The 19,588-nt window shown below is 69.9% G+C and carries 15 protein-coding genes; 3 read left to right on the top strand and 12 right to left on the bottom strand.

What is annotated here, in order from left to right; all coding sequences use genetic code 11:
* Positions 1-3: 3 nt before the first annotated feature.
* The 7 genes from GVV77_RS00570 to GVV77_RS00540 are packed head-to-tail and all read right to left on the bottom strand — an operon-like array spanning position 4 to position 8,613.
* On the bottom strand, positions 4-873 hold the full coding sequence (locus tag GVV77_RS00570) for a serine hydrolase (protein WP_159615405.1): 870 nt from the start codon (positions 871-873) through the stop codon (positions 4-6).
* Positions 870-2,042, bottom strand: a complete 1,173-nt coding sequence (locus GVV77_RS00565; RefSeq protein ID WP_159615403.1) for a serine hydrolase domain-containing protein — start codon at positions 2,040-2,042, stop codon at positions 870-872. The genes GVV77_RS00570 and GVV77_RS00565 overlap by 4 nt, the downstream gene beginning before the upstream one ends.
* Entirely contained in the window at positions 2,029-2,970 is a 942-nt protein-coding gene (locus tag GVV77_RS00560) for a S66 peptidase family protein (protein ID WP_159615401.1), read from the bottom strand. Before GVV77_RS00560 ends, GVV77_RS00565 begins: the two co-directional genes overlap by 14 nt.
* Complete coding sequence (locus GVV77_RS18225; protein WP_159615399.1) at positions 2,967-4,787, bottom strand: dipeptide ABC transporter ATP-binding protein; 1,821 nt, start codon at positions 4,785-4,787, stop codon at positions 2,967-2,969. Before GVV77_RS18225 ends, GVV77_RS00560 begins: the two co-directional genes overlap by 4 nt.
* A complete protein-coding gene (locus GVV77_RS00550; protein WP_159615397.1) occupies positions 4,787-5,701 on the bottom strand; it encodes an ABC transporter permease in 915 nt (304 codons plus the stop codon). The genes GVV77_RS18225 and GVV77_RS00550 overlap by 1 nt, the downstream gene beginning before the upstream one ends.
* Positions 5,698-6,738 (bottom strand): ABC transporter permease, encoded by a 1,041-nt coding sequence (locus GVV77_RS00545; protein WP_159615395.1) that lies wholly within the window; start codon positions 6,736-6,738, stop codon positions 5,698-5,700. Before GVV77_RS00545 ends, GVV77_RS00550 begins: the two co-directional genes overlap by 4 nt.
* Before the next feature lie 3 nt (positions 6,739-6,741).
* Positions 6,742-8,613 (bottom strand): ABC transporter substrate-binding protein, encoded by a 1,872-nt coding sequence (locus GVV77_RS00540; RefSeq protein WP_159615393.1) that lies wholly within the window; start codon positions 8,611-8,613, stop codon positions 6,742-6,744.
* Between the two features lie 247 nt (positions 8,614-8,860).
* Between GVV77_RS00540 and GVV77_RS00535 the strand changes: the two genes are divergently transcribed.
* Positions 8,861-10,177: a M20/M25/M40 family metallo-hydrolase gene (locus GVV77_RS00535; RefSeq protein WP_159615391.1), complete on the top strand. Its 1,317-nt coding sequence runs from the start codon at positions 8,861-8,863 to the stop codon at positions 10,175-10,177.
* Between the two features lie 27 nt (positions 10,178-10,204).
* On the opposite strand, the gene GVV77_RS00530 is transcribed toward GVV77_RS00535, so the two are convergent.
* The 3 genes from GVV77_RS00530 to GVV77_RS00520 all read right to left on the bottom strand — a co-directional run bounded on the left by GVV77_RS00530 (position 10,205) and on the right by GVV77_RS00520 (position 14,252).
* The gene (locus GVV77_RS00530) at positions 10,205-10,855 is read right to left on the bottom strand and encodes a DnaJ family domain-containing protein (protein WP_159615389.1); all 651 of its coding nucleotides are present in this window, start codon (positions 10,853-10,855) and stop codon (positions 10,205-10,207) included.
* Positions 10,856-10,983: 128 nt separating this feature from the next.
* Complete coding sequence (locus GVV77_RS00525; protein ID WP_159615387.1) at positions 10,984-13,041, bottom strand: DUF6541 family protein; 2,058 nt, start codon at positions 13,039-13,041, stop codon at positions 10,984-10,986.
* 17 nt (positions 13,042-13,058) lie between these two features.
* A complete protein-coding gene (locus tag GVV77_RS00520) occupies positions 13,059-14,252 on the bottom strand; it encodes a polysaccharide pyruvyl transferase family protein (protein ID WP_159615385.1) in 1,194 nt (397 codons plus the stop codon).
* A gap of 83 nt (positions 14,253-14,335) precedes the next feature.
* Between GVV77_RS00520 and GVV77_RS00515 the strand changes: the two genes are divergently transcribed.
* Entirely contained in the window at positions 14,336-14,809 is a 474-nt protein-coding gene (locus tag GVV77_RS00515) for a DUF6194 family protein (protein ID WP_159615383.1), read from the top strand.
* A gap of 88 nt (positions 14,810-14,897) precedes the next feature.
* Here the strand turns inward: GVV77_RS00515 and GVV77_RS00510 are convergent, their stop codons facing one another.
* The gene (locus GVV77_RS00510; RefSeq protein ID WP_159615381.1) at positions 14,898-16,004 is read right to left on the bottom strand and encodes an exonuclease domain-containing protein; all 1,107 of its coding nucleotides are present in this window, start codon (positions 16,002-16,004) and stop codon (positions 14,898-14,900) included.
* A 158-nt stretch (positions 16,005-16,162) separates the two neighbouring features.
* Between GVV77_RS00510 and GVV77_RS00505 the strand changes: the two genes are divergently transcribed.
* Positions 16,163-16,927 (top strand): DUF6544 family protein, encoded by a 765-nt coding sequence (locus GVV77_RS00505; protein ID WP_201293146.1) that lies wholly within the window; start codon positions 16,163-16,165, stop codon positions 16,925-16,927.
* Positions 16,928-17,117: 190 nt separating this feature from the next.
* Here GVV77_RS00505 and GVV77_RS00500 read toward each other — a convergent pair whose 3' ends face one another.
* Positions 17,118-19,553, bottom strand: a complete 2,436-nt coding sequence (locus GVV77_RS00500) for a glycoside hydrolase family 10-like protein (RefSeq protein ID WP_159615379.1) — start codon at positions 19,551-19,553, stop codon at positions 17,118-17,120.
* Between the last annotated feature and the right edge of the window lie 35 nt (positions 19,554-19,588).

The following is a 19,588-nucleotide window of genomic DNA, read 5'->3' as shown; positions in this document are numbered from 1 at the left end:
ACCTCAGCCGGTCGCCCACTCCTCGACGGGGCCCTCAAGCACGTAGTGGAGTCCTCCGGGGCGCGTGCGGGACAGGTCCCAGGCCAGCCGGGACAGCGCGCCGATCGCTGTCGTCGCCTCAGCCTCGCCGTACGCGCGGGTGCAGACGGCGAGGATGAAGCCGCCCATCGGGTCCGTCCCGCCGTAGGGCTGCACGAAGGCGACATCGTGGCGGATTCCGGTGACCCACCCGGACTTCGAACCCCACCGCGCCTCTGCGGGAAGCGCCGGCCCGATCAGGCTGTACTCCTGCGCCCGCAGCAGTTCGACCATGAACCGCGTGCTCGACCGGCCCGCGGCCCGGCCCGTGACGATGGCACTCATGATGGCCGTCAGGTCCCGGGCGGTCGTCTGCTGCGTCAGCCCCGCCGCCAGCCCCTCGAGGTCACCGAACAGCCGCTCCATCTTCGACGACGACGCCCCGCATACCGCGAGCGCTGCCCGGACGGCGTCGAGGCCGACCAGTTCAACGGCCATATTGGTCGCTTCGTTGGACGAGACGACGATCATCCGGCGCAGCACCTCGCGCAGCGAGACGGGCCGGCCGGCGGGAGGCATGCCGTCGTCGGTTTCGTCGGGGTCGGTCTCGAAGCTGAAGGTGCCGCCGCCTGGCGCGGAGGAGCGAAAGGTCAGCCGTGAGGAAAGCTGCTGGCTGAGCCGCAGCTTCCCGTCGTCCACGGCACGCAGGGCGGCGATGAGCACCGCCAGCTTGATTGTGCTCGCAGCGTAGACAGGGGTGTCGGCACCGCTTTCGGCGATGACCTCCCCGTCGAAGGTGGTCAGGCAGTAGGAGATGGAGGGGACGCCGTCGCTGTAATCCGAGACGATGCTCATGCCGTCACTTCCCGGGCGGCGCGGGAGTAGGCCGCGTCGGCGACGCGGACGCGGAACGGGCCCATGGCGTTGTGGAGCCGGTGCGGATGCACGCGGTTGGTCAGCAGCACCACCGTCACGGCGCGGGTCCGGTCCATTATCAGCGACGTGCCGGTGAAACCGTTGTGCCCGCGGGCCTGTCCGCCGGCGGTGCCCATCCAGTCGGGCTGCCCGATGCGCAGGCCGAGGGCGTGCCAGCCGATCTCGGGGTCGGCGGCGCGCTGCGCGCCCAGCATGCGGGGCATCTGGTCGGTCCACAGCCCGTCGGCCAGCTCCGGCGGAAGCAGCGCTTCCGGCCGGTCGCGGAGCACGTTCCCGAGCCCCAGCACCGCTTCGGCGGTCCCGAAGAGGCCCGCGTTGGCCACGGCCCCGCCGAGGAACCAGGCGCTTTCGTCGTGAACCTCTCCCCGCACCATTCCCCTGCCGGTATCCGGCTGGTACTCGGTCGCCGCGGTATCTTCGGGCCGGGGCCGGTAGGTCAGCGCGGCCGTCCGGGGATCGAGGTGCCGCAGCGGGGCGAGCACCTTCTCCTCCACGAGCTCCGCCCATTCCCGCCCGGAGGCGGTTTCTGCGAGGGCCATCGCGGTGTTGAATCCGACGCAGGAGTAGGTGAACTCAGTGCCCGGCGCGGTGGCCAGGGGGAGCGAGAGCAGGTCTTCTAGCCGGCCGGCCCGGTCGGTTCCGGCCGGGAGCGTGCGCCATCCCTCCCAGGTGCCGGGCAGCCCGGAGGTATGGGTGAGCAGATGGCGCAGGGTGATCGAAGCGCGGTCGCCGTACCGGAAGGTCGGCAGGTGGCGGCCGACCGGCTCGTCGAGGTCGAGCACCCCGTCTGCCACGAGGGCCAGTGCTGCCACGGTGCTGACGATCTTGGTCACCGAGGCGAGGTCGTAGACGGTCTCCGGCCGCGCCGGCACGCGGTCCGCGGGTGCGAGAGCGGCGCCGCCGTCACCGAACGCGACGGCGCTGCCGACGGCGATCGGACCGCTGGTGCGGCCCCCGACGTCGACGGCGGCGACCGCCGACGGCGCCGCACCGGCGCCGACCTCCTCGGTGAGGATCCGTTGGAGCTCCTCATCGAGGGAGTCTTTGGCCTGCAGCTGGGAGGGGAAGGGGGTCTCAGAAGAGGACAAGGCGTGGGCTTTCGTCGGCGGTGAGGGTGGCGGGCACACCGAGGGGAACGCTGAGGGCGGCCGGGCCGTGCCCGAAGCCGAGTTCCTCAACGAGCGGGATGCCGAGGGGAACAAGGAGTTCCTCAACGAGCGCCCTCACTTCGTGCGGTTCACCGCACTGGCTCCACGAGCCCAGCGCGAGCCCCGCCAGTCCGTCGAACCAGCCCGCACGCAGGAGGGAGGTCAGGAGCCCGTCGAGCTTGTAGATGTCCTCGCTGACATCTTCGAGCAGCCCGATGCGGCCCTCGTTCGAAGGTGCGGACCGGCCGCGGGTGCCGAGGGTCATGGCAAGCAGGCTGAGGTTGCCGCCGGTGAGGGTCCCTGTGGCTGTGCCCGGAACGAGGGTGTGGGCCGCGGAACCGGTCATGGTCCGGCCCGGGTACGGGGTAAACAGGGCCTCGCGCATCCCGTCGCGGGCGGCGGGATCCTCCAGCAGGGCATCCGTGGCCGGCATCGGGGTGAACCAGGTGGCCAGGCCGAGGTGGTCGGTCCAGTACTCGTGCAGGGCGGTGATGTCGGAGGACCCGATCAGCGGTTTGGGCCGGGCGGAGCGGAGCTTCCCGGCGTCGAGCAGGTCCAGGAGCCGGACGGCGCCGTAGCCGCCGCGCAGGCAGACCACGGCGGCGATGCTGTCGTCGCAGACCAGGTCCTGGAGGTCGGCGGCGCGGTCGGCGTCGGAGCCGGCGAGGTAGGGCGCGCGCGGGTGCACGTCGCGGGCGTGCCGGCCGAGCACCGGTTCGAGCCCCCACTCCTCGAGCAGCCGGATCGCCCTGTCGATCTTCCCGGCGTCCGCGGGGCCCGACGGCGAGACCAGTCCCACCCGGTCCCCCGCCTGCAGCGGACGCAGTTCGGGCCGCGGCCCCTGCGGGGCGGCCGGACCGCCGGTCACCGGGCGGCCTCGGGCTGCACCGACAGCCCGGGGGTGCCCGTGCTGGTCGGAACGACGCTCAGGAGTTTGCGGGTGTACTCGTGCTGCGGGTTGAGCAGCACGTCCTCGACGCGCCCTTCCTCGACGATCCGCCCTTCGTACATCACCACCACCCGGTCGGCGATGTTCCACGCCAGCCCGAGGTCGTGGGTGATCACCAGGGCGCCGAGGCCGAGTTCGCATCGAAGCCGCAGGAACAGGGCCAGGACCCCGGCGCGCACCGACGCGTCAAGGCTCGCGACGGGTTCGTCGGCGACGAGGAACTCCGGGTCGAGGGCGAGGGCCCCGGCGATGACGACGCGCTGCCGCTGGCCTCCGGAGAGCTCCTGCGGGATGGCGGTGAAGTACTTCTGCGGCGGGTTCAGTTCGGCCTTGGCCAGCGCCGCGGCGACGAGCTCGCGTTCGTCGCCGTCGAGGTGATGGAGGCGCGGGCCCTCCGCCACCGCCTCGTACACCGAATGCTTCGGGTTGAGGGCGGCGGTGGGATCCTGCAGCACGAACTGGACCGCCCGGCGGTACGCCTTGAGCGCTTTGCGCCGGTGCACCAGCGGTTCGCCGCGGAAGAGCACCTCGCCGGCCGTGGGCTTCTGCAGCCCGAGCAGGGTCCGGGCCAGGGTGGTCTTGCCGGAGCCGGACTGGCCCACCAGAGCGACGATCTCCCCGGCGTTGCAGGTGAGGTTCACCGAGTCGACGGCGTTGGTGGCACTGCGGCCGAACCGCACCGAGAGGTTGCGGGCCTCAAGCACCGGCGTTGGACCGGTTACCGCTCCGGCTGCAGGAACTGGCAGAACCGGCACCGGGGAACCCGCCCTGGGAGCGGAGGGATCCGCCATCGGCGCGGCGGCACGGCGGCCGGAGCCCGTGCGGGCTGAGGCGCCGTCGGACCGGGCGCCGTCGTTGTGCCGGTCGGCGTCGTGCGCCGTGGGCGCGTTCGGCGCGGCGTAGGTGGGCAGCCGGAGCCGGGAGGCAGGGTCGCCGATGATGGGGAACGCCGAGGCCAGGGCGGCGGTGTGCGGGTGCTGCGGATTGCGCATCACCTCCGCGGACGGGCCGTCCTCGACGATCCGGCCGGCCTGCATCACCACGATGCGCTCACAGGTGGCGGCGAGCACGGAAAGGTCGTGGCTGATCATGATCAGTGACAGGCCGCGGTCGCGGACCAGGGAGGTGAGCAGGTCGAGGACCTGCGCCTGCACCACGACGTCGAGGGCCGTCGTCGGCTCATCGGCGATCAGCACCTCCGGTTCGCACGCCAGGGCCATGGCCATCATGATGCGCTGCTTCTGCCCGCCCGAGAGTTCGTGCGGGTAGGACAGCCCCTTGGCCACCGGCAGACCGACCTGTTCCAGGAGTTCGTTGACGCGGGCGGTGCGCGCCGCTTCGTTCCGATACTTCGCGCCGTCGCCGGTGGCGTGGATCTGCAGGGCCTCGGCGATCTGGTCGCGGACCTTCCGCACCGGGTTCAGGGAGTGCATGGCGCCCTGGAAGACAATCGCGGCCTCGGTCCAGCGCACCGAGCGGAGCCGGCCCCAGCTGAGCGTGGAGATGTCGTCCTCGCCCAGGAGGATCGAGCCCTCGATGGTGGCGTTGGCGGGCAGCAGGCGCAGCACCGACACGGCGAGGGTCGACTTGCCGCAGCCTGACTCCCCCGCGATGCCGACGGTGGCGCCGGGCTCGACGGTGAGGTTGACGCCGTCGACGGCGGTGACGGTGCCGCGTCCACCCTCGGTCTGCGTCGTGTAGGTGATGCGCAGGTCCTTCAGTTGCAGGCGGGCCATTAGCGTCCTCGCAGTGTGGGGTTGATGACGGATTCGAGGGCGCGCCCTACGAGGGTGAAGGACAGCACCACGAGAACGATGGCGAGGCCCGGCGGCAGCACGTACCACCAGTAGCCGCCGGTGGCGGCGCCGGTGTCGAGGGCGGACTTGAGCATGCCGCCCCAGGAGACGCTGCTGGGATCGCCGAGGCCGAGGAAGGCCAGCGTCGACTCGGCGATGATGGCGGAGCCGACGGTGAGCGTGGTGTTGGCCAGCACGAGCGGCATGACGGCGGGCAGCACGTGCCGGCCGACGACGTGCGCGTCCGAGGCGCCCAGCGCCCAGGCCCGTTCGATGTAGGGGCGGGCCTCGACGGTGAGGGTCTGGGAGCGGACCAGCCGGGCGGTGCCGGCCCAGGAGGTCACGCCGATGGCGACGACGATGGTGGCGACGCCGGGCCCGATGATGCTTGAGAGCACGATGGCGAGCACCAGTCCGGGCACCACGAGGAAGAAGTCGATCAGCCGCATCAGGACCGCCTGGGTGGCGCCCGTGAAGTGGCCGGCGGCCATGCCCATCACCGTGCCGATGACCATGGAGACCAGGGTGGCGGCGAAGCCGACCACCAGGGAGATCCGGGCGCCCCAGATCAGCAGGGCGAGCACCGACCGCCCGGCGGGGTCGGTGCCCAGCGGGTTCGCGAGGCTTGGCGGTTCGTTGCGTCCGGCGGTGACCTGGGTGACGTCGAGGACGCTCGCGGGGGCGAACAGCGGAACGACGGCGGCCAGCGCGATGACGGCCAGCAGGACGACCAGCCCGGCCAGGCCGGCCCGGTTGCGGGCGAACTCCTTCCAGCCGTCGGCCAGCCCCTGGCGGCGCCGCGCCGCCGCGACGTTGACACGGCGGGTGCCCGCTGAGCCGGTTGACGTGCTCATGCTGCACGCAGCCGGGGGTCGAGGAAGCGGTAGAGCAGGTCGGCGAGGAAGTTCATGACGATCACAATCGAGGAGAAGACGACGAAGGTGCCCTGCAGCAGCGGGAAGTCCGGCGCGGAGAGGGCCTGGAAGGTCAGCAGCCCGAGGCCCGGCCAGGAGAACACCGTTTCGACGGTCACCGCTCCCCCGACGAGCCCGCCGAGGGTGAGGAAGATCAGGGTCACGGTGGGCAGCAGCGCGTTGGGCACCGCGTGGCGGCGGCGCACCAGATCCTCCCGCAGGCCCTTGGCGCGGGCGGTCTGGAGGTAGTCCGAGGTCATCTCCTCGAGCAGGGAGGCGCGCATGACCATCAGGTACTGGGCGTAGACCACGGCGACCATGGTGACCACCGGCAGGACCATGTGCCGGGCGATGTCCCAGAGCAGCGGGAACCCGGTGGCGGTGGTGCCGGCCGTGACCAGCCCGCCGGTGGGGAACCAGTGGAGGCCGCCGCCGAAGACCAGCAGCAGGATCAGGCCGAGCCAGAAGGTGGGCACCGACCAGAACACCAGCGCCAGGCCGGTCTGGGTCTTGTCGAAGAGGCTGCCGCGGCGCCAGGCCGCCCGCTGCCCCAGCCACAGTCCCAGGACCACCGAGATGAGCGCTGCGGTGCCGGTGAGCAGGAGGGTCGGGCCGAGCCGGTCAAGGATCAGGTTCAGGACCGGCTCGCTGTAGGTGTAGGAGTAGCCGAGCCGGCCCTGCGCGAGGTCGGCGAGGTAGCGCAGGAACTGCGTGAGCAGCGGGTCGTTGAACCCCAGCTGCTCACGCAGCAGTTCCATCTGTTCGGCGCTGACCCGGCGCCCCTCCGCCAGGGAGCGGACGGGGTCGCCGGGCAGGATGCGGAAGGCGAAGAACCCGAGCAGCACCACCATGATCAGGGAGACCACGGCGCCGCCGGCCTTCAGGGCGGCGTAGCGCAGCCATGACGACGCCCGGGGTGGTTCATCCAGTGCCGGCTCCCCCGGGACGAGGTCGCCGGCACTCAGCGCGTTGGACATCGGTTACTGCCGGTCGTCCGCGGTGGCGCGGCGGCGCTTGGCCAGGAAGAACGCCGCGAGCCCACCGACGACGAGCACTCCGACGACGGGGACGATGACCGCTGCGGGGTTGGCCTCGCTGGTCGCCCCGGCCGCTTCGAGCTCGTCGGCCGGCGTCGCGCTGTAGACGCCCCAGGGCCCGTTCTGGGCCAGGATGACCCCGCCCTCCTTGGGCTGGGTGGTGAATGGTTCGAACTTGTCGGACCGGTAGGCCTCGAGGGAGTCGGCGTAGAACAGGACGTGGTTCACGGCGGCGTCGTAGATCAGCTTCTGGGCCTCGACCACGAGTTCGCTGCGGCGTTCCTGGTCGAGCTCGGTGTGCTGTTCCTTGTAGATGGCGTCGAACTCCTCGGAGCACCAGTTGGATTCGTTGGTGGCGCCGGTGCCGTCGGCGTTCGGCCGCGAGGAGCACTGGTTGATGGAGAGCTGGAAGTCGGGGTCCGGCCCGATGCCCCACCCGGTGAAGTACATGTCGTAGTTGCCGAGGATCGAGTCGTCGTTCAGCTGGCCGGAGGCCTTGATCTCGGTGGTGGCTTCGATGCCGATCTCCTTCAGCCACGGCACCACGTAGTCGGCCATCTGGGCGTGGGTGGGCTTGCTGTTGCTGCCGGCGAGGCGGAACTTCAGCGGGTTGCCCTCCTTGTCCAGGCGGATGCCGTCCGGGCCCATCTTGTAACCGGCCTCGTCGAGGATCCGGTTGGCTTCCTCGGGGTCGTAGCTGTAGGGCAGTTCCTCGTCGGTGTCCCAGTGGTACAGCGGGTACACGGCGGGAATCTCGCCGGTGGCCTGTTCGCCGAGGCCTTCGAGGACCTTCTCCAGCAGGGTCTTGCTGTCGATGGCGTGGGCGATGGCCTTGCGCAGTTCGATGTCCTGCAGGGCGGGATTGCCGTCGCCCATCAGCTTGCCCTCGGAGTTGATCGTGCCCGAGTTGATGTTCAGCGCCTGGTAGCGCCGTCCGGCGCCGGAGTTGACGGTGATCTTCTCCTCGGATTCGAGGGCCTTGTACTGGGCCGGGGTGAGGTCGCCGACGACGTCGAGTTCGCCGTTGAGCAGTGCCTGCACGGCGGCGTCGCTGTTGCGGTAGGGCACGTAGGTGACGGCGTCGACCTTGGCCTTGCCCCGCCAGTAGTTGGGGTTGGCCTTCATGCGCACGCCTGAGCTCGGGCTGTAGCTTTCGACGGTGAACGGGCCGCTGCCGACGGCGTTCTCGGAGTTTTCGAAGGTGGAGGGGTCCTCGACCTTGGACCAGATGTGCTCGGGCACGATCGCGAGGTCGGCGCCGGGGTTCGGTGCCTGCGCCTCGTTGAGCGTGATGACGAGGGTCTGGTCGTCCGGGGCCTCGACGGAGTCGATGTTCTCAAGGAGCGTGCCGTTGGCCGCCTTGAGGGTGTCGTTCTCGGCGATCGCGTTGAAGGTCCACGCGGCGTCCTGGGCGGTCACGGGCTCCCCGTCGGACCACTTGCGGTCCTCGCCGATGGTGTAGGTCCAGGTGGTGCCGTCCTCGGAGGTCTCCCAGGACTCGGCCAGGGCCGGCACGATCTCGTTGTTTTCCGGGCCGTAGGTGACGAGGCCTTCGTACTGCAGCAGCAGGATGTTGGTGCTGGCCGCCAGGATGGCGGTGAAGGGGTTGAGGGAGTCGATGTCGCCGGTAAGGGCGAGCTTCAGCGTTGTGTCTTCCGCCTTTTCACCGGCGGTGGCCGCGGGAAGGGCCAGTGCGCCGGGCGTGAGGGCGAGTGCCGCGGCGAGGAGCCCTGCTCCTGCGGTGCGGCGGAGCCCGGCGCCTCGGGGGAAGGGGCGCAGCGGCCCGTCGGTGGGGAGAGGAGACCTGGATGCCATCGTTTCTCTTTCGCTTGAGCCTGCCAGCAGATCAGGGTGGCCGGGGCAGATCGCCGCGGACCCGATTCCGGTGAGAGAAGAACCCGTCTGGAGTATCGGCCGTCACCACGCTGTGCGGCCGATGTAAGTAAGCTACACAGGAGGCTGATGTGATGCAAACCACTTACCAAGGTGTGTTGGATCACACGGTACAGTCGAAAGGCGAGGCGGATTTCTACGCCTTGGCACCCCAGCACCGGAGGAACAGATGGGCAGCATCGATACGGCCGAGTTGTGCGCAGCACTCATCCGCTTCGACACGAGCAACTACGGCGAGGGCAAGAGCGAAGGTGAGCGCGGTGCCGCCGAGTTCATTGCCCGGCTCCTCACCGACGCCGGCTACGTGCCGCAGATCCTCGGGCCAACCCCGGAGCGGGCCTCCGTGGTCGTGCGCGTGCCCGGCGCGGACCGCTCCCTGCCGGGACTGCTCGTCCACGGCCATCTCGACGTCGTTCCGGCCGAGCCGGAGCAGTGGAGCGTTGATCCGTTCGCCGGAGAGATCCGCGACGGGTACATCTGGGGCCGGGGCGCCAGCGATATGAAGGACATGGTGGCCATGACCCTGGCGACCCTCCTGACCTGGGCCGAGGAGGGCACCGGCCCGCAGCGCGACGTCGTCGTCGCCTTCGTCGCCGATGAGGAGGACAAGGGCGACTACGGCGCCCTGTGGCTCGTGGCCGAACACCCGGAGCTGTTCGAGGGGGTCCAGGCAGCCATCGGGGAATCCGGCGGGGCACCGACCTTCCTCACGTCGGACACCGGGGAGGAGGTGCGGCTGTACCCCGTGGCGGCCGCCGAGCGCGGCACCATGCACATGCGGATCACGACGACGGGCACGTCCGGCCATGGTTCGCGGCCGAACGCCGACAATGCCGTCATCCACCTGCTGGAGGCGCTGCACCGGATCACCGAGCATGCCTGGCCGCTCGTGCTGACGCCGACCGTGAGGGCGTACCTCGAGCAGACGAACGCAGCGCTTGGGCATTCAGTGGACCTGACCACCGAGGAGGGCGTCGAGGAGGCGGTGGCGCGGATGGGCGACCTCGGCGGCGTCGCGCGGACCACCATCCGGTGTTCCTCGACGCCCACCGTGCTCAATGCCGGCTACAAGGTCAATGTCATTCCGGGTATCGCCCATGCCGAACTGGACGTGCGGTGCCTGCCGGGCACCGAGGAGGAAACCCTGGCGGTGCTTGACGGCCTGCTGGGTCCGCGGGTCTCCCGGGTGTTCATTTCGCACCAGCCGCCGGTGCAGGCGCCGATCGATTCGCCCTGGTTCGAGGCCATGCGGGCGGCCCTGCAGCGGCACGACCCGGCCGCCGTGGTGGTGCCGCGGTGCATGGGCGGTGGAACTGATGCGAAGGCGTTCACCCCGTTGGGCATTGCCTGCTACGGCTTCTCACCGCAGGGAGCCGACCCGGAGGGCAGGACCTCGGACGGTGTGCACGGAATCAACGAGCGGGTTTCGGTGCACGGCGTGAGGACGGGCCAGCAGATTCTTCAGGACTTCCTGAGCACCGTCTAGGCGGCCATCGGTCGAGGCACCCCGCGCTCAGCCCGTGCCCTTCCACATCCGCTGCCACCATGAGCGCCGCTCCGCCTCCTCTGCGGTGGCCTCCTCGTCCCGGGCGGTCTGCGCCGCCTTTGCGGTACGCCGCTGGCGCCACCGCTCCACCTCGCCCTCGACATCGCGCACCTTGGTGATGACAGGCGGCCCGCCCAGGAGCTGGCGCCGCGCCTCGATGACCCGCTGGTTGAAGTCTTCGACGATGTCCCGGACCTGCTTCTCGGTGTAGACGTGGTCGAGACGGCTATCCAGGCCTTCGTCCTCGGTCCGCAACAGGATGGCCTTCGGCCCCAGTCCGGTGAGGTTTTCCCGTTCGATCAGGCCCTTGACCCACCAGTCGGGGTCGTGCCCCTCCCCCAGTCCGGGGATCGGCTTTCCTGCGTACTTGAGGTTGTCCCAGTCCCCGCGGGCCATCGCCTCGCGCACGAGGTAGTCGGCCCGGGCGGCGTCGTCCTTGTGGCGGGCCCGCTTGGCCAGAGCCTCATCGTCGGACACCGGGCGGCGCTGGGCGGCCTCGGCTTCCTCCTTGCGCAGTTGGGCGAGGTACCCCTGCGGATCACCGGATTCCCGCGCCGCCCGGTACTCGGCGGCACGCTGCATGCGGCGCTCGTACTCGCGGGCTGCCCTGCTGTTCATTTCGTCGCCGCCTTTCACGCACCCAGAAAGCGTCTCGGTCGCGTCGGTCCCTTAAGTATTCCGGGACCGGCGGGGGCGCGGCAACTGCCTAAGCGGTTCCTTAACGGCTGGGCCGGTGGTTGGACGGCTCAGCGGCAGGCGGTGATTTCGTAGAGCCCCCGGCCGCCCTCGACGAGCACCGGCTCAAACCCCTTGGCGGTCTCGACGCCGTAGAAGCCCTTCCAGACCTCCCTGTCGACGCTCGCGGGCTGGTCCTGGTAGAAGTGCGTGGCTCCCACCTCCTCGATGGCCGCGCAGACCGCCGGGTCGTCGTGCAGGCGGTCGAATCCGATGCGCAGCACGGTCTTCGCCTCGGTCGGCGCCGGGGAGCCGAGCCTCGAGTACACCACGTGCCGTCCGGTGAGCGTGTAGAAGTAGGTTTCTCCATTGAAGGGGTCACCGATGACGACGGCGTCCTCCGGGAGCAGCGCTCCGGCCCGTTCGATGAAGTCCTGCTCACCCGAGGAGAGCAGCCAGATGCCCGGCTCCGCCGCGGTGATGTAGTTGTGGGCCGCTACGGCGACGCGGTCCGCAGAGCGGAAGTGTCCGGAGCCCTGGTAGACCGCCATCACGGCCACGACGGCCAGTCCGGCGGCCAGCGCCGACCGGAAACGGTCAGGTGCGGCGATCCTTGCCCGCAGGACACGCGTCACGAGGCCGGCGGCGGCCCGGACGAGCACGGCCAGACCAAAAGCGGCAAGAATGCTGGCCGTCAGGGCGATCAACGGCGCGATCCGCTGCGTGTCCTTGTACCAGACCCCGGTGAGGAACCGCAGGGGGCTTTCCGGGCCCGCCGCCAGCACGTAGAGCCCCACGAAGATCAGCCACGACACCACCAGCGGCCACCCGGTCCGCAGCACCAGTGCCGCGATGGCGCCCAGGATCACGAGAAGGCCGACCAGAAGGTTGAAGTTCTCCGGTGTGGGAGCCACGACCACCGGAAAGCGCGGCAGGTCGAAGAAGGCCAACGCGAGCGAATCGGGAGGGGTGGCGCGCACACCCCGGGGAAAGTTCATCACCCCGGCCAGCAACCGCGAGTCCTTCAGCACCAGGAGCGCCGCCCCCACCAGGACGGCGGCGCCGACGGTGCCAAGGAGGGCGGCCCGCCACCGGTGCCGGAACGCCCGGACGCACAGGGGCACCCCCCAGGCGAGCAGGAAGGGAAGACCACCCGCCACGAGGGCGAAGACGGCGGTGGGGTGGGCGACAACGCTTCCCCCGGCCACTGCGCCGGTGAGGATCAGGACGAGGAGGATATCCCTCAGCGGCCGGGCAGGGCGGGGGTTCAGCCCGGGGCTCTGACGCCTCAGGAGGAGCAGGATCATCGCCAGGGCCACCGGAGTGAGGGCGGTGGAAAGGCCGTTGGGCCACTGCCCGCTGCGCAGCAGCTGACCGAACGGGAAGCTGACGAACGAGGCGGCCAGCACCGGGGTGAGCGCCCAGACCGCGGGATGGCGCGGAAACACCACCGACGCGAGGAACGCCAGCCCGATCGGCCAGATCAGTCCGCCGATAACCAACGCCGACGCGTTGGCGGCCTCCACGAGGTTCCCCGGATAGAGCGCGATAACGCTGTGCCAGCCTGATGGATAGAACGTCGCAGGGCCGTCACCATAGATGGGGTTGATGCTCCATGGGGTGGCCCGGCCCGATTCCTGAATCCAGCGCACCGCGTTGCCGTGAAACACCGCATCCCACCCCTGGGACGCCGTCGACAAACTGCCCATCCCGCGCAGCACCGCCACAGAGATCAGGGCCGCAGCGGCGGCGAGCCCGGCGCCGACGGCGATCCTGACGGTCGCCGTCGCCGTCGCCGCCGCAGGCGATGGATTCTCGGTCCCCGCCCCGTTCGGCCGGGGCAGGAGAGGCCGCTCGAGCCGGATCCACCGGCCCGCCAGCCATACCGCCCCGATAGGCAGGAGCAGCATCAGGGAGACCGAAACCGCCGTCCAGCCGATTCCGAGGGCATCGAGGACGAAGGTTCCGACGCCCAGCAGCAGGAGCGTGACGGCGGGCCCGAGCGCCACCGCGGCCGGCCAGCCGACCCGGAGGGGAAGCAGGGCGAGCGTGCCGGGAAGGAAGAACGCGGTAAGCAGGAAGAGGAGCGGCTGGGCAAGCTGAAGGAGCTCAGGCAGGGAGGAAGGCACGGAGTGGATTCAGTCTTTCAGCGGGCAAGCTTGTTTTTCAGGACCCCGCCGATCGAACCCCCGAGGAAACGGGCGGCAGCAGCGGGGACTGGAGCCGCCGGGGTGGCGGCCGGGTAGAGCCGTTCGGCTTCAGCCCGCTTGGCGGCAACCAGTGCCGGCAGGTTCGCCGACAGCTGCCCGCGTTCGGAGGGCATGGACGGCGTGTCGTCACCGAGCGCGAGCGCCCAGCCGCTGCCGAGGGCGGCAACCGACTCATGCTTGACGTCGTAGTAGCCCTTCTTCATGCCGACCGCGATGCCCTTGCCTCCGGAGGCGGCAGCGAGAAGATGGAAGTGGAAACGACTGGTCACCCAGGTCTGGTGCGCCGACAGGGGCAGTCCGTGCTCCCAGAGGTACACGAAGGGCAGGAAGTGCTCTTCCGGGATCAGGTCGGCGAGCCGCTCATACGCCGCCCGGTCCCCGCCGGGCACCGCCTCGACGTAGTAGACCTTCCGGCGCTGCCCAAGCGCGGCCTCCACGGCTTCGCGTGCGACGTCGACGGCGGCGTCGAAGCGCTCGGTGTCGACAGTGTCGCTCTGGATGCACACATACAGCGCGTCCGAGAACTGGGAGCGGGCGATCTCCTCGGTGACGCCGAGGAAGGCGTCGTCGAGCCCGCGGGGCACCCCGTAGGCTTCGGCTCCGGCGTCGTCGCGGGCGCTGACGACGTCGAAGTCGTTGAACAGTTCGGGAGCGGGCATGCCCTGGTCGAGCGCCGGCATCAGGCCCTGTCCGGTCGCGTACAGCCGCGCACCCGTCAGGGTCCGGACGGCGCGCATGGCGTGGATCAGGCCGGTGTGGTGCGCCCAGTTGTCATTGATGTACCCGCCGCCGAGGAGGTGGAGGGATTCAGCCTCGCGCAGCTTGAGCAGGCCGAGGTCGTAGGTGGGCGAGCCGAGGTGGGTAACGCGTGAGGTGACGATCTCGGCGGTTTCCTCGACGGGGCGTTCGGCGTTTTCGTGAACGAGCCGCCACAGGGTGTTGGTGATGCGGAGATTCGGGTGCAGTCCGTCGAAGAGGACCGAGGCCGTACCGGGCTGCGGGCAGTCGAGCCAGACCTGGGCGTCCGGGCGGGCAACGGCGAGGTACCGGAGCCACGCCGCGGTGATGAATTCGTCGCCGAAGTTGGGGTGTCCAGATGGACCAATGAGGTAGATGAGACCCGGTTGCATGGGGAAAATCATAGCCCAGCGGTGGGCCGCCCCCGCCCACCGGGACCCTTTACTGAGGCGCGTGGCTCTGAAAGCATTCACGAGTGGATGAGAACGACATCATCGCCTTCGTCTCGGACCTCCCCGGCGTCGTGGTGGACACCGCAACGGAGGAGTCCGGCGCGCCGGAGGCCGCCTGGGGCGACACCTTCATCTTCTACGATCCCGACGACAGCGCTCCAACGTACCGGCGCTACCCCTTCGCGACGATCGTGGTCAGCGACTACCCGGGTTTCGACACCGCCTCCGATCTGAACCGGCCGGGCATCTTCCGGCTCAACATCTTCGTGGGATCGTCGATCTACGAGGACCTGGTGGGCCACCCGGCCGATCAGCACGCCGGGCATCTCTCCGAATTCGACTTCACCGAGGTGGACCGCATCCTGCCTCATCCGGTCTACGGTTCGCAGGCGTGGGTGTCCATCCTCAACCCCGGTGAGGCGACGGCCGAGCAGGCGCGGTCCCTGCTGCTCCACGCACGGGAGAAAGCGGTGCGGCGCTACGACCGGCGGCACTAAGCGCTTCCCGCCGGCCCTCGAGGGCCGGCAGCTCCCGCGGGCACCGGCGTCTCCGGGACCCAGACGTCTCCGGAACCCTGGCGGCCGCCTACCGCGAGCGGCGGAAGCTTCCCAGCAGCTTCAGGATCCCTGCTGCCACAAGCTCCAACGGCGCACCATTGGCGCCTGCCGCAGGTGCCTCGATCGCCGCCGGGCGCACTGCGGGCGCCTCGAGAGCCGGGATCGCCTCGAGGGCCGGGGTCGCTGCACCGGCCGCATTCTCCGTGGGGTTCCCGACGGCACCGGCTGCAGGTGCCAGCCACTCCAGCAGCTGATGCTCGCTGACGGCCTGGATTGCCTGGCCCGCCTCGATGTACTGCAGCGCCTTGCGTTCCTTTCCGCTGTCCGTGCCGATTTCCACGCGAAAGCTGTGGGGATCCTGCCGCCCGATGACGAGCATCGTTGTCTTCTTGGTGATGGTCTTGGCGTTGGCCGCGCCGCGGCGCGCGATCTGCGCCATGGCCTCGGGCCGCTCGAGGGTGAGGAGCTCCCCGGTGAAGACGACGACCTGGCCGAACAGCGGGTGGGAGGCGTCCGCCAGCGGATTGGGCTGTGGAAGTTCCGCGAGCGCGGGCTCGCTCCGGTAGCGGTGCGAGCCGGAGGATTTCGGGGGCCTGGCGGGCCACAGCAGCTCGAGGGTGGAGAGGCCGTCCCTGCGGGCGATGGCCAGGACGGCGTTCGCGCACGTCTCGGCGTCGCTGCCGGCGTCGTGGTGGCGGAAGCTGCTCAACCCGAGGGCCTCGGCGACCTGGGGCAGCCGGTTCACCTCGAGGTCCAGTTGACGCCGCGCCAGCTCGAGCGAGCAGCGGAACTCGACCTCGGGCACCTCAAGGTTGGATTCGAGGCAGGCGTTCCGGAACACCGAACGGTCGAACGAGGCGTTGTGTGCGACAAGGGTGTCTCCTGCGGCGAAATTCACGATCCGCTGCAGGGAGGTTTCCCAGGAGTCCGCGCCGAGTACGTCCTGCGGACGAACCCCATGCACGGAGATGTTCCGCGCATCGAAGTGGTCGATTCCCGCCGGCGGCCGGATGAGCCAGCTCTGCGATTCCGTGACGGCTCCGGCCCGCACCTTGGTGAGCCCGACGGCGCACACCGATCCGCGTTTGCTGTTGGCCGTCTCGAAATCGATGGCAGTGAAGTTCAGGCTGTGCACTCGTCCCCTTGAGCTGGTTGCGTACTGGACCCCACGCGAAGCCCAGACGAGCCTATCCCGCAGAGTCGCAGCGGAGGTCCTTTGCCCCTGTGCGGGGTGTCGGGCCGGTGGCACCGTAGTAGCCGGGTCGACGCAGCCCGCCGTGGAAGGGGGACAGGATGACGGGGGTCTTGAGGCCGGCGGCGCTCCGGGATGAATGGGCCTGGCTCCGCACGGGAGAGCCGTCCCCTCCGCTGTACGAGCCGGGGCTGACGGCGGGACTGCCGGCCGCGGCGCAGAGGTGGCTCGCGCACTCGCTCCGGCCGGGCACCCCGCTATGGTCCTCGGTGGAGCTCACCATGTCCGGGCAGATCAAACTCGGCCCCTCCTGGCGGCCCTTCCAGGCGCGCCAGATCCTCGCTCCGCAGAAAGGCTTCATCTGGGCCGCGGAAGCACGCGTGGGAGGTCTTCCCGTTCGAGGCTACGATCGCTTCAGCAAAGGCGCCGGCCAGATGCGGTGGCGGCTGCTCGGAGTCCTTCCGGTGGTGACGGCGGGCGGCGCCGACGTGAGCCGCAGCGCGGCGGGCCGCCTGGCGAGCGAGGGAGTCCTCGTCCCGACCGCGTTCCGCAGCGCCGCGTGGAGCGCCGGCCTTTCGCCCGACACGGCGGTGATGACCAGGGTGATCGACGGCGAAGCCGAGGACGTCACGCTCCGGGTCGATCCTTCCGGGGCGCTGACCGAGGTGTCGATGCTGCGGTGGGGCACCCCGGGAGGTGCTCCCCCGGGGCGGCACCCGTTCGGCGTGTCGATCGAAGCGGAGACAGAGTTCGGTGGCGTCACTCTTCCTTCAATTCTTCGAGCCGGCTGGTGGAAGGGAACCTCAGGGAGAAGCGACGACGGCGAATTTTTCCGCGCCCGGATCTCCAAAGCTGTTTTCCGGTAGACCCTGCACGGCGGAAGGGACAGGATAGGCGGGCCAGGGACCGCCCATGCGCCGGCGGCGGGCGGCGGATCGGAGCTGGGCTTGCTGTGAACCGCCCTGGAACGACCGCAGGAGCGCCCCTGGCTGGGACGCTCCTACGGTTTCCGCCGTCAACTCGTGACCGGCGGGGTGCTGCAGAGGGTGTTACCCCTTATTTCGCGGCGGCCTGTCCGCTCCACCGCTGGTACATGGCGAGGTCGCGCAGCATCCGGGCCGCGAACTCCGGCTGTACCTCGGCGGATCCGCTGATCAGCGACGCCGTCTTGGCGTAGACCTTGACGGCCTCCGCCGGCTTTCCCTTCTCGAGGAAGCGGTCGGCCCGGTCCAGTTCGCGCTGCACCTTGGTGGCCGTCTTCTCCGGGATGCAGGCGCCGGTCGCCTTCTCGACGTTCTCCGCGGTCCAGCGGCCTGCCTCGCGGGAGGCCGCGATCAGGTCACTGTGCGGAGTGGTTGCCTCGACCCGGAACACTCCCTCTTCCAGCGCCGTCGCCTGCGGGGCGGAGAGCTGGTTGTAGGCGAAAAGCGCCGCGCCGTCGGAGTGTGCGTCGCGGACGGCCTGGGTCTGGTCCACCAGCACATCCGGCGACGAGCCGCGGAACGGACCGTAGGTGGCGGTGTAGAGGAGGTTCTCGTCGCCGACGGACTTCCGCATCAGCTCGGTGTCCCGCGCCACGGATGCGGCGGAGGTGCCGAAGGACATTCCGGTGAGGACGTCGACGTAGCCCTTATCCACCCAGTCGGCCCAGTTCTGGAACTTCTTCGCCAGGCCGTCGGCCGGGTCGGGGAAGACCGCCGCGGACAGCTGCGTCTCGGGTGCCAGCTTCTGCTGCAGTTCCCGGACCTCGGAGACGAATGACGTGACGTTCCCCTCGCGCCAGGCGTCCCACGACTTCCACAGCGGATCGGCGGGGGTCAACGTGTACGGATCCTTGCCGAACTCCGCGGCGAAGGCGTCGCGGGAGAAGTCGCTGTAGGAGAAGGAGGCCGTCTGCCACGGCTGCGAGACCGGGTAGCGGATGTAGTCGAGGTGGAGGCCTTCGACGTCGTACTTGGTCAGGATCTCTTCGTAGATCGACAACATGTAAGCCCGGGGCTCCGGCATGGCGGGATCAACGAAGAAGTAGCCTTCCTCCTGCGAGGAGGGCTGGGGGCCGGCCTTGCCGACGTCCTCGCGCTCGACGGCGGCCCACTCCGGGTGCGCCTCGAGGATGGGGCCGGCGCCGCCGTTCTCATTCACTGACTGCGCGCCGACGAAGAAGGTGTGAACCCACGGGTGGAGTTCGATGTCCCGGGCGTGCGCCTCGTCGATCCAGACCTGGAGCGGGTCGAATCCGGCCATCTCCGGGCGCTGCGCCGTGATGCCGTTGTCCTTGGCGACGGCGCTGGGGTAGATGGTGTAGCCCTGGAAGACAGTCTCAAGGAAGACCATGTTGACGCCGGCGGCGCCGATCTGGTCGAGGGTCTTCGCGATCTGAGCCGGCGTAGTTTCCGTCGGGCGGACCCACATGCCGCGGCCTTCCACCGGGCGGGATTCGGCGGTGCGGTACCAGGCCAGTTCGGCCTGCTCGCGGGCCCGTTCAGCCAGCGCCACCGCCGCGTCGACGTCGCCCGCCTCGGAGGCCGCGGCGGCCTGGTCGAGCAGCGAGCGGGCCTCGGCGGCAGCGGCGGCCGAGCCCTCGTTGTCGATGGTGAGGCAGCTCTGACCGGCGGCCGTGAGGGAGTCGCCCGCGCGCGTCAGGGCCTGCTCGGCGCCGTACATGTAGGTGCTCTCGTCGATGGTGACCGTCAGGGTCGAGCCCTCGATGGCGACCTTCGCGCCGGGGACGGCGTTGCTTGAGAGCCAGGCTCCGCGTCCGCCGTGGCCGGAGATGACCATTCCGTCGGCGGGGATCTCGCGGTTGTTGCCGCCGCGGGTGACGACACGGCCGTCGACCACCGTCACCTCATAGCCGTAGTCGTTGGTCTTCGTGGTGGGACGGCCGGAGGCAGCGGTGTAGACGATCAGCTGTTCGGCGCCGCGGCAGCCGGGGTAGCAGTTCCCGGACGCGGGGTCCACGCCGCCCGGGTGGCTCGCCGCGGTGGGGTCGGTCGCGTCGATGGTGGTGCTCACCGAGCGCACGGTGAGGTCGTCGAGGGTGACGAGCTCACCGACGTGGATGTGGTCGCGGAGGAAGGTGCGGACGTCGGGCGTGCCGCCGGGTGAGGCGGAGAGGACGGCGCCGTCGCGCGGGATCGCATTGTCGCCCTTGTTCGCGCAGTTGGTGAAGACGGTGCAGACATCGAGCACCTTGTAGGTGCCCGCGGTGGCGGTCTCCTGCAGGACCGCCTCGCCGCCGAACTGGTTGGTCTTGGTCGAGGGCCCGAACTCCGGGGTGTAGAGGGCGAACATGCCGGCGGTGCGGCTTGAGGGGTTGATGGCGTCGAGCGCCTGCACGGTGCCGTCGGCGGCGACGGCACGCGGTCCGGCCGGCGCGTCGCCCGGGGCGGCCAGGGCGCTGCCGGGAGCCGAAGCCAGCGGAACGAGCAGGGCTGCGGCGAGGGTTGTAACGAGCGGCCACCGGCGTTGGTGGGTGATGCTTCTTCGCATTGGACCTCCTTGGTCGATCCCATCCTGTTGTGGTG

Source organism: Arthrobacter zhaoguopingii (genome assembly GCF_009828605.1).
Taxonomy (GTDB): domain Bacteria; phylum Actinomycetota; class Actinomycetes; order Actinomycetales; family Micrococcaceae; genus Arthrobacter_D; species Arthrobacter_D zhaoguopingii.
Note: the sequence above shows the minus strand (reverse complement) of the source record. Positions and strands in the feature narration are given on the sequence as shown.

Excerpts from the sequence above, each read along its gene's own strand:
- GVV77_RS00530 (WP_159615389.1), bottom strand. The coding sequence starts at position 10,855 with ATGAACAGCAGGGCAGCCCGCGAGTACGAGCGCCGCATGCAGCGTGCC.
- GVV77_RS00505 (WP_201293146.1), top strand. The coding sequence starts at position 16,163 with ATGACGGGGGTCTTGAGGCCGGCGGCGCTCCGGGATGAATGGGCCTGG.
- GVV77_RS00540 (WP_159615393.1), bottom strand. The coding sequence starts at position 8,613 with ATGGCATCCAGGTCTCCTCTCCCCACCGACGGGCCGCTGCGCCCCTTC.
- GVV77_RS00570 (WP_159615405.1), bottom strand. The coding sequence starts at position 873 with ATGAGCATCGTCTCGGATTACAGCGACGGCGTCCCCTCCATCTCCTAC.
- GVV77_RS00535 (WP_159615391.1), top strand. The coding sequence starts at position 8,861 with ATGGGCAGCATCGATACGGCCGAGTTGTGCGCAGCACTCATCCGCTTC.
- GVV77_RS00520 (WP_159615385.1), bottom strand. The coding sequence starts at position 14,252 with ATGCAACCGGGTCTCATCTACCTCATTGGTCCATCTGGACACCCCAAC.
- GVV77_RS00545 (WP_159615395.1), bottom strand. The coding sequence starts at position 6,738 with ATGTCCAACGCGCTGAGTGCCGGCGACCTCGTCCCGGGGGAGCCGGCA.
- GVV77_RS00500 (WP_159615379.1), bottom strand. The coding sequence starts at position 19,553 with ATGCGAAGAAGCATCACCCACCAACGCCGGTGGCCGCTCGTTACAACC.
- GVV77_RS18225 (WP_159615399.1), bottom strand. The coding sequence starts at position 4,787 with ATGGCCCGCCTGCAACTGAAGGACCTGCGCATCACCTACACGACGCAG.
- GVV77_RS00550 (WP_159615397.1), bottom strand. The coding sequence starts at position 5,701 with ATGAGCACGTCAACCGGCTCAGCGGGCACCCGCCGTGTCAACGTCGCG.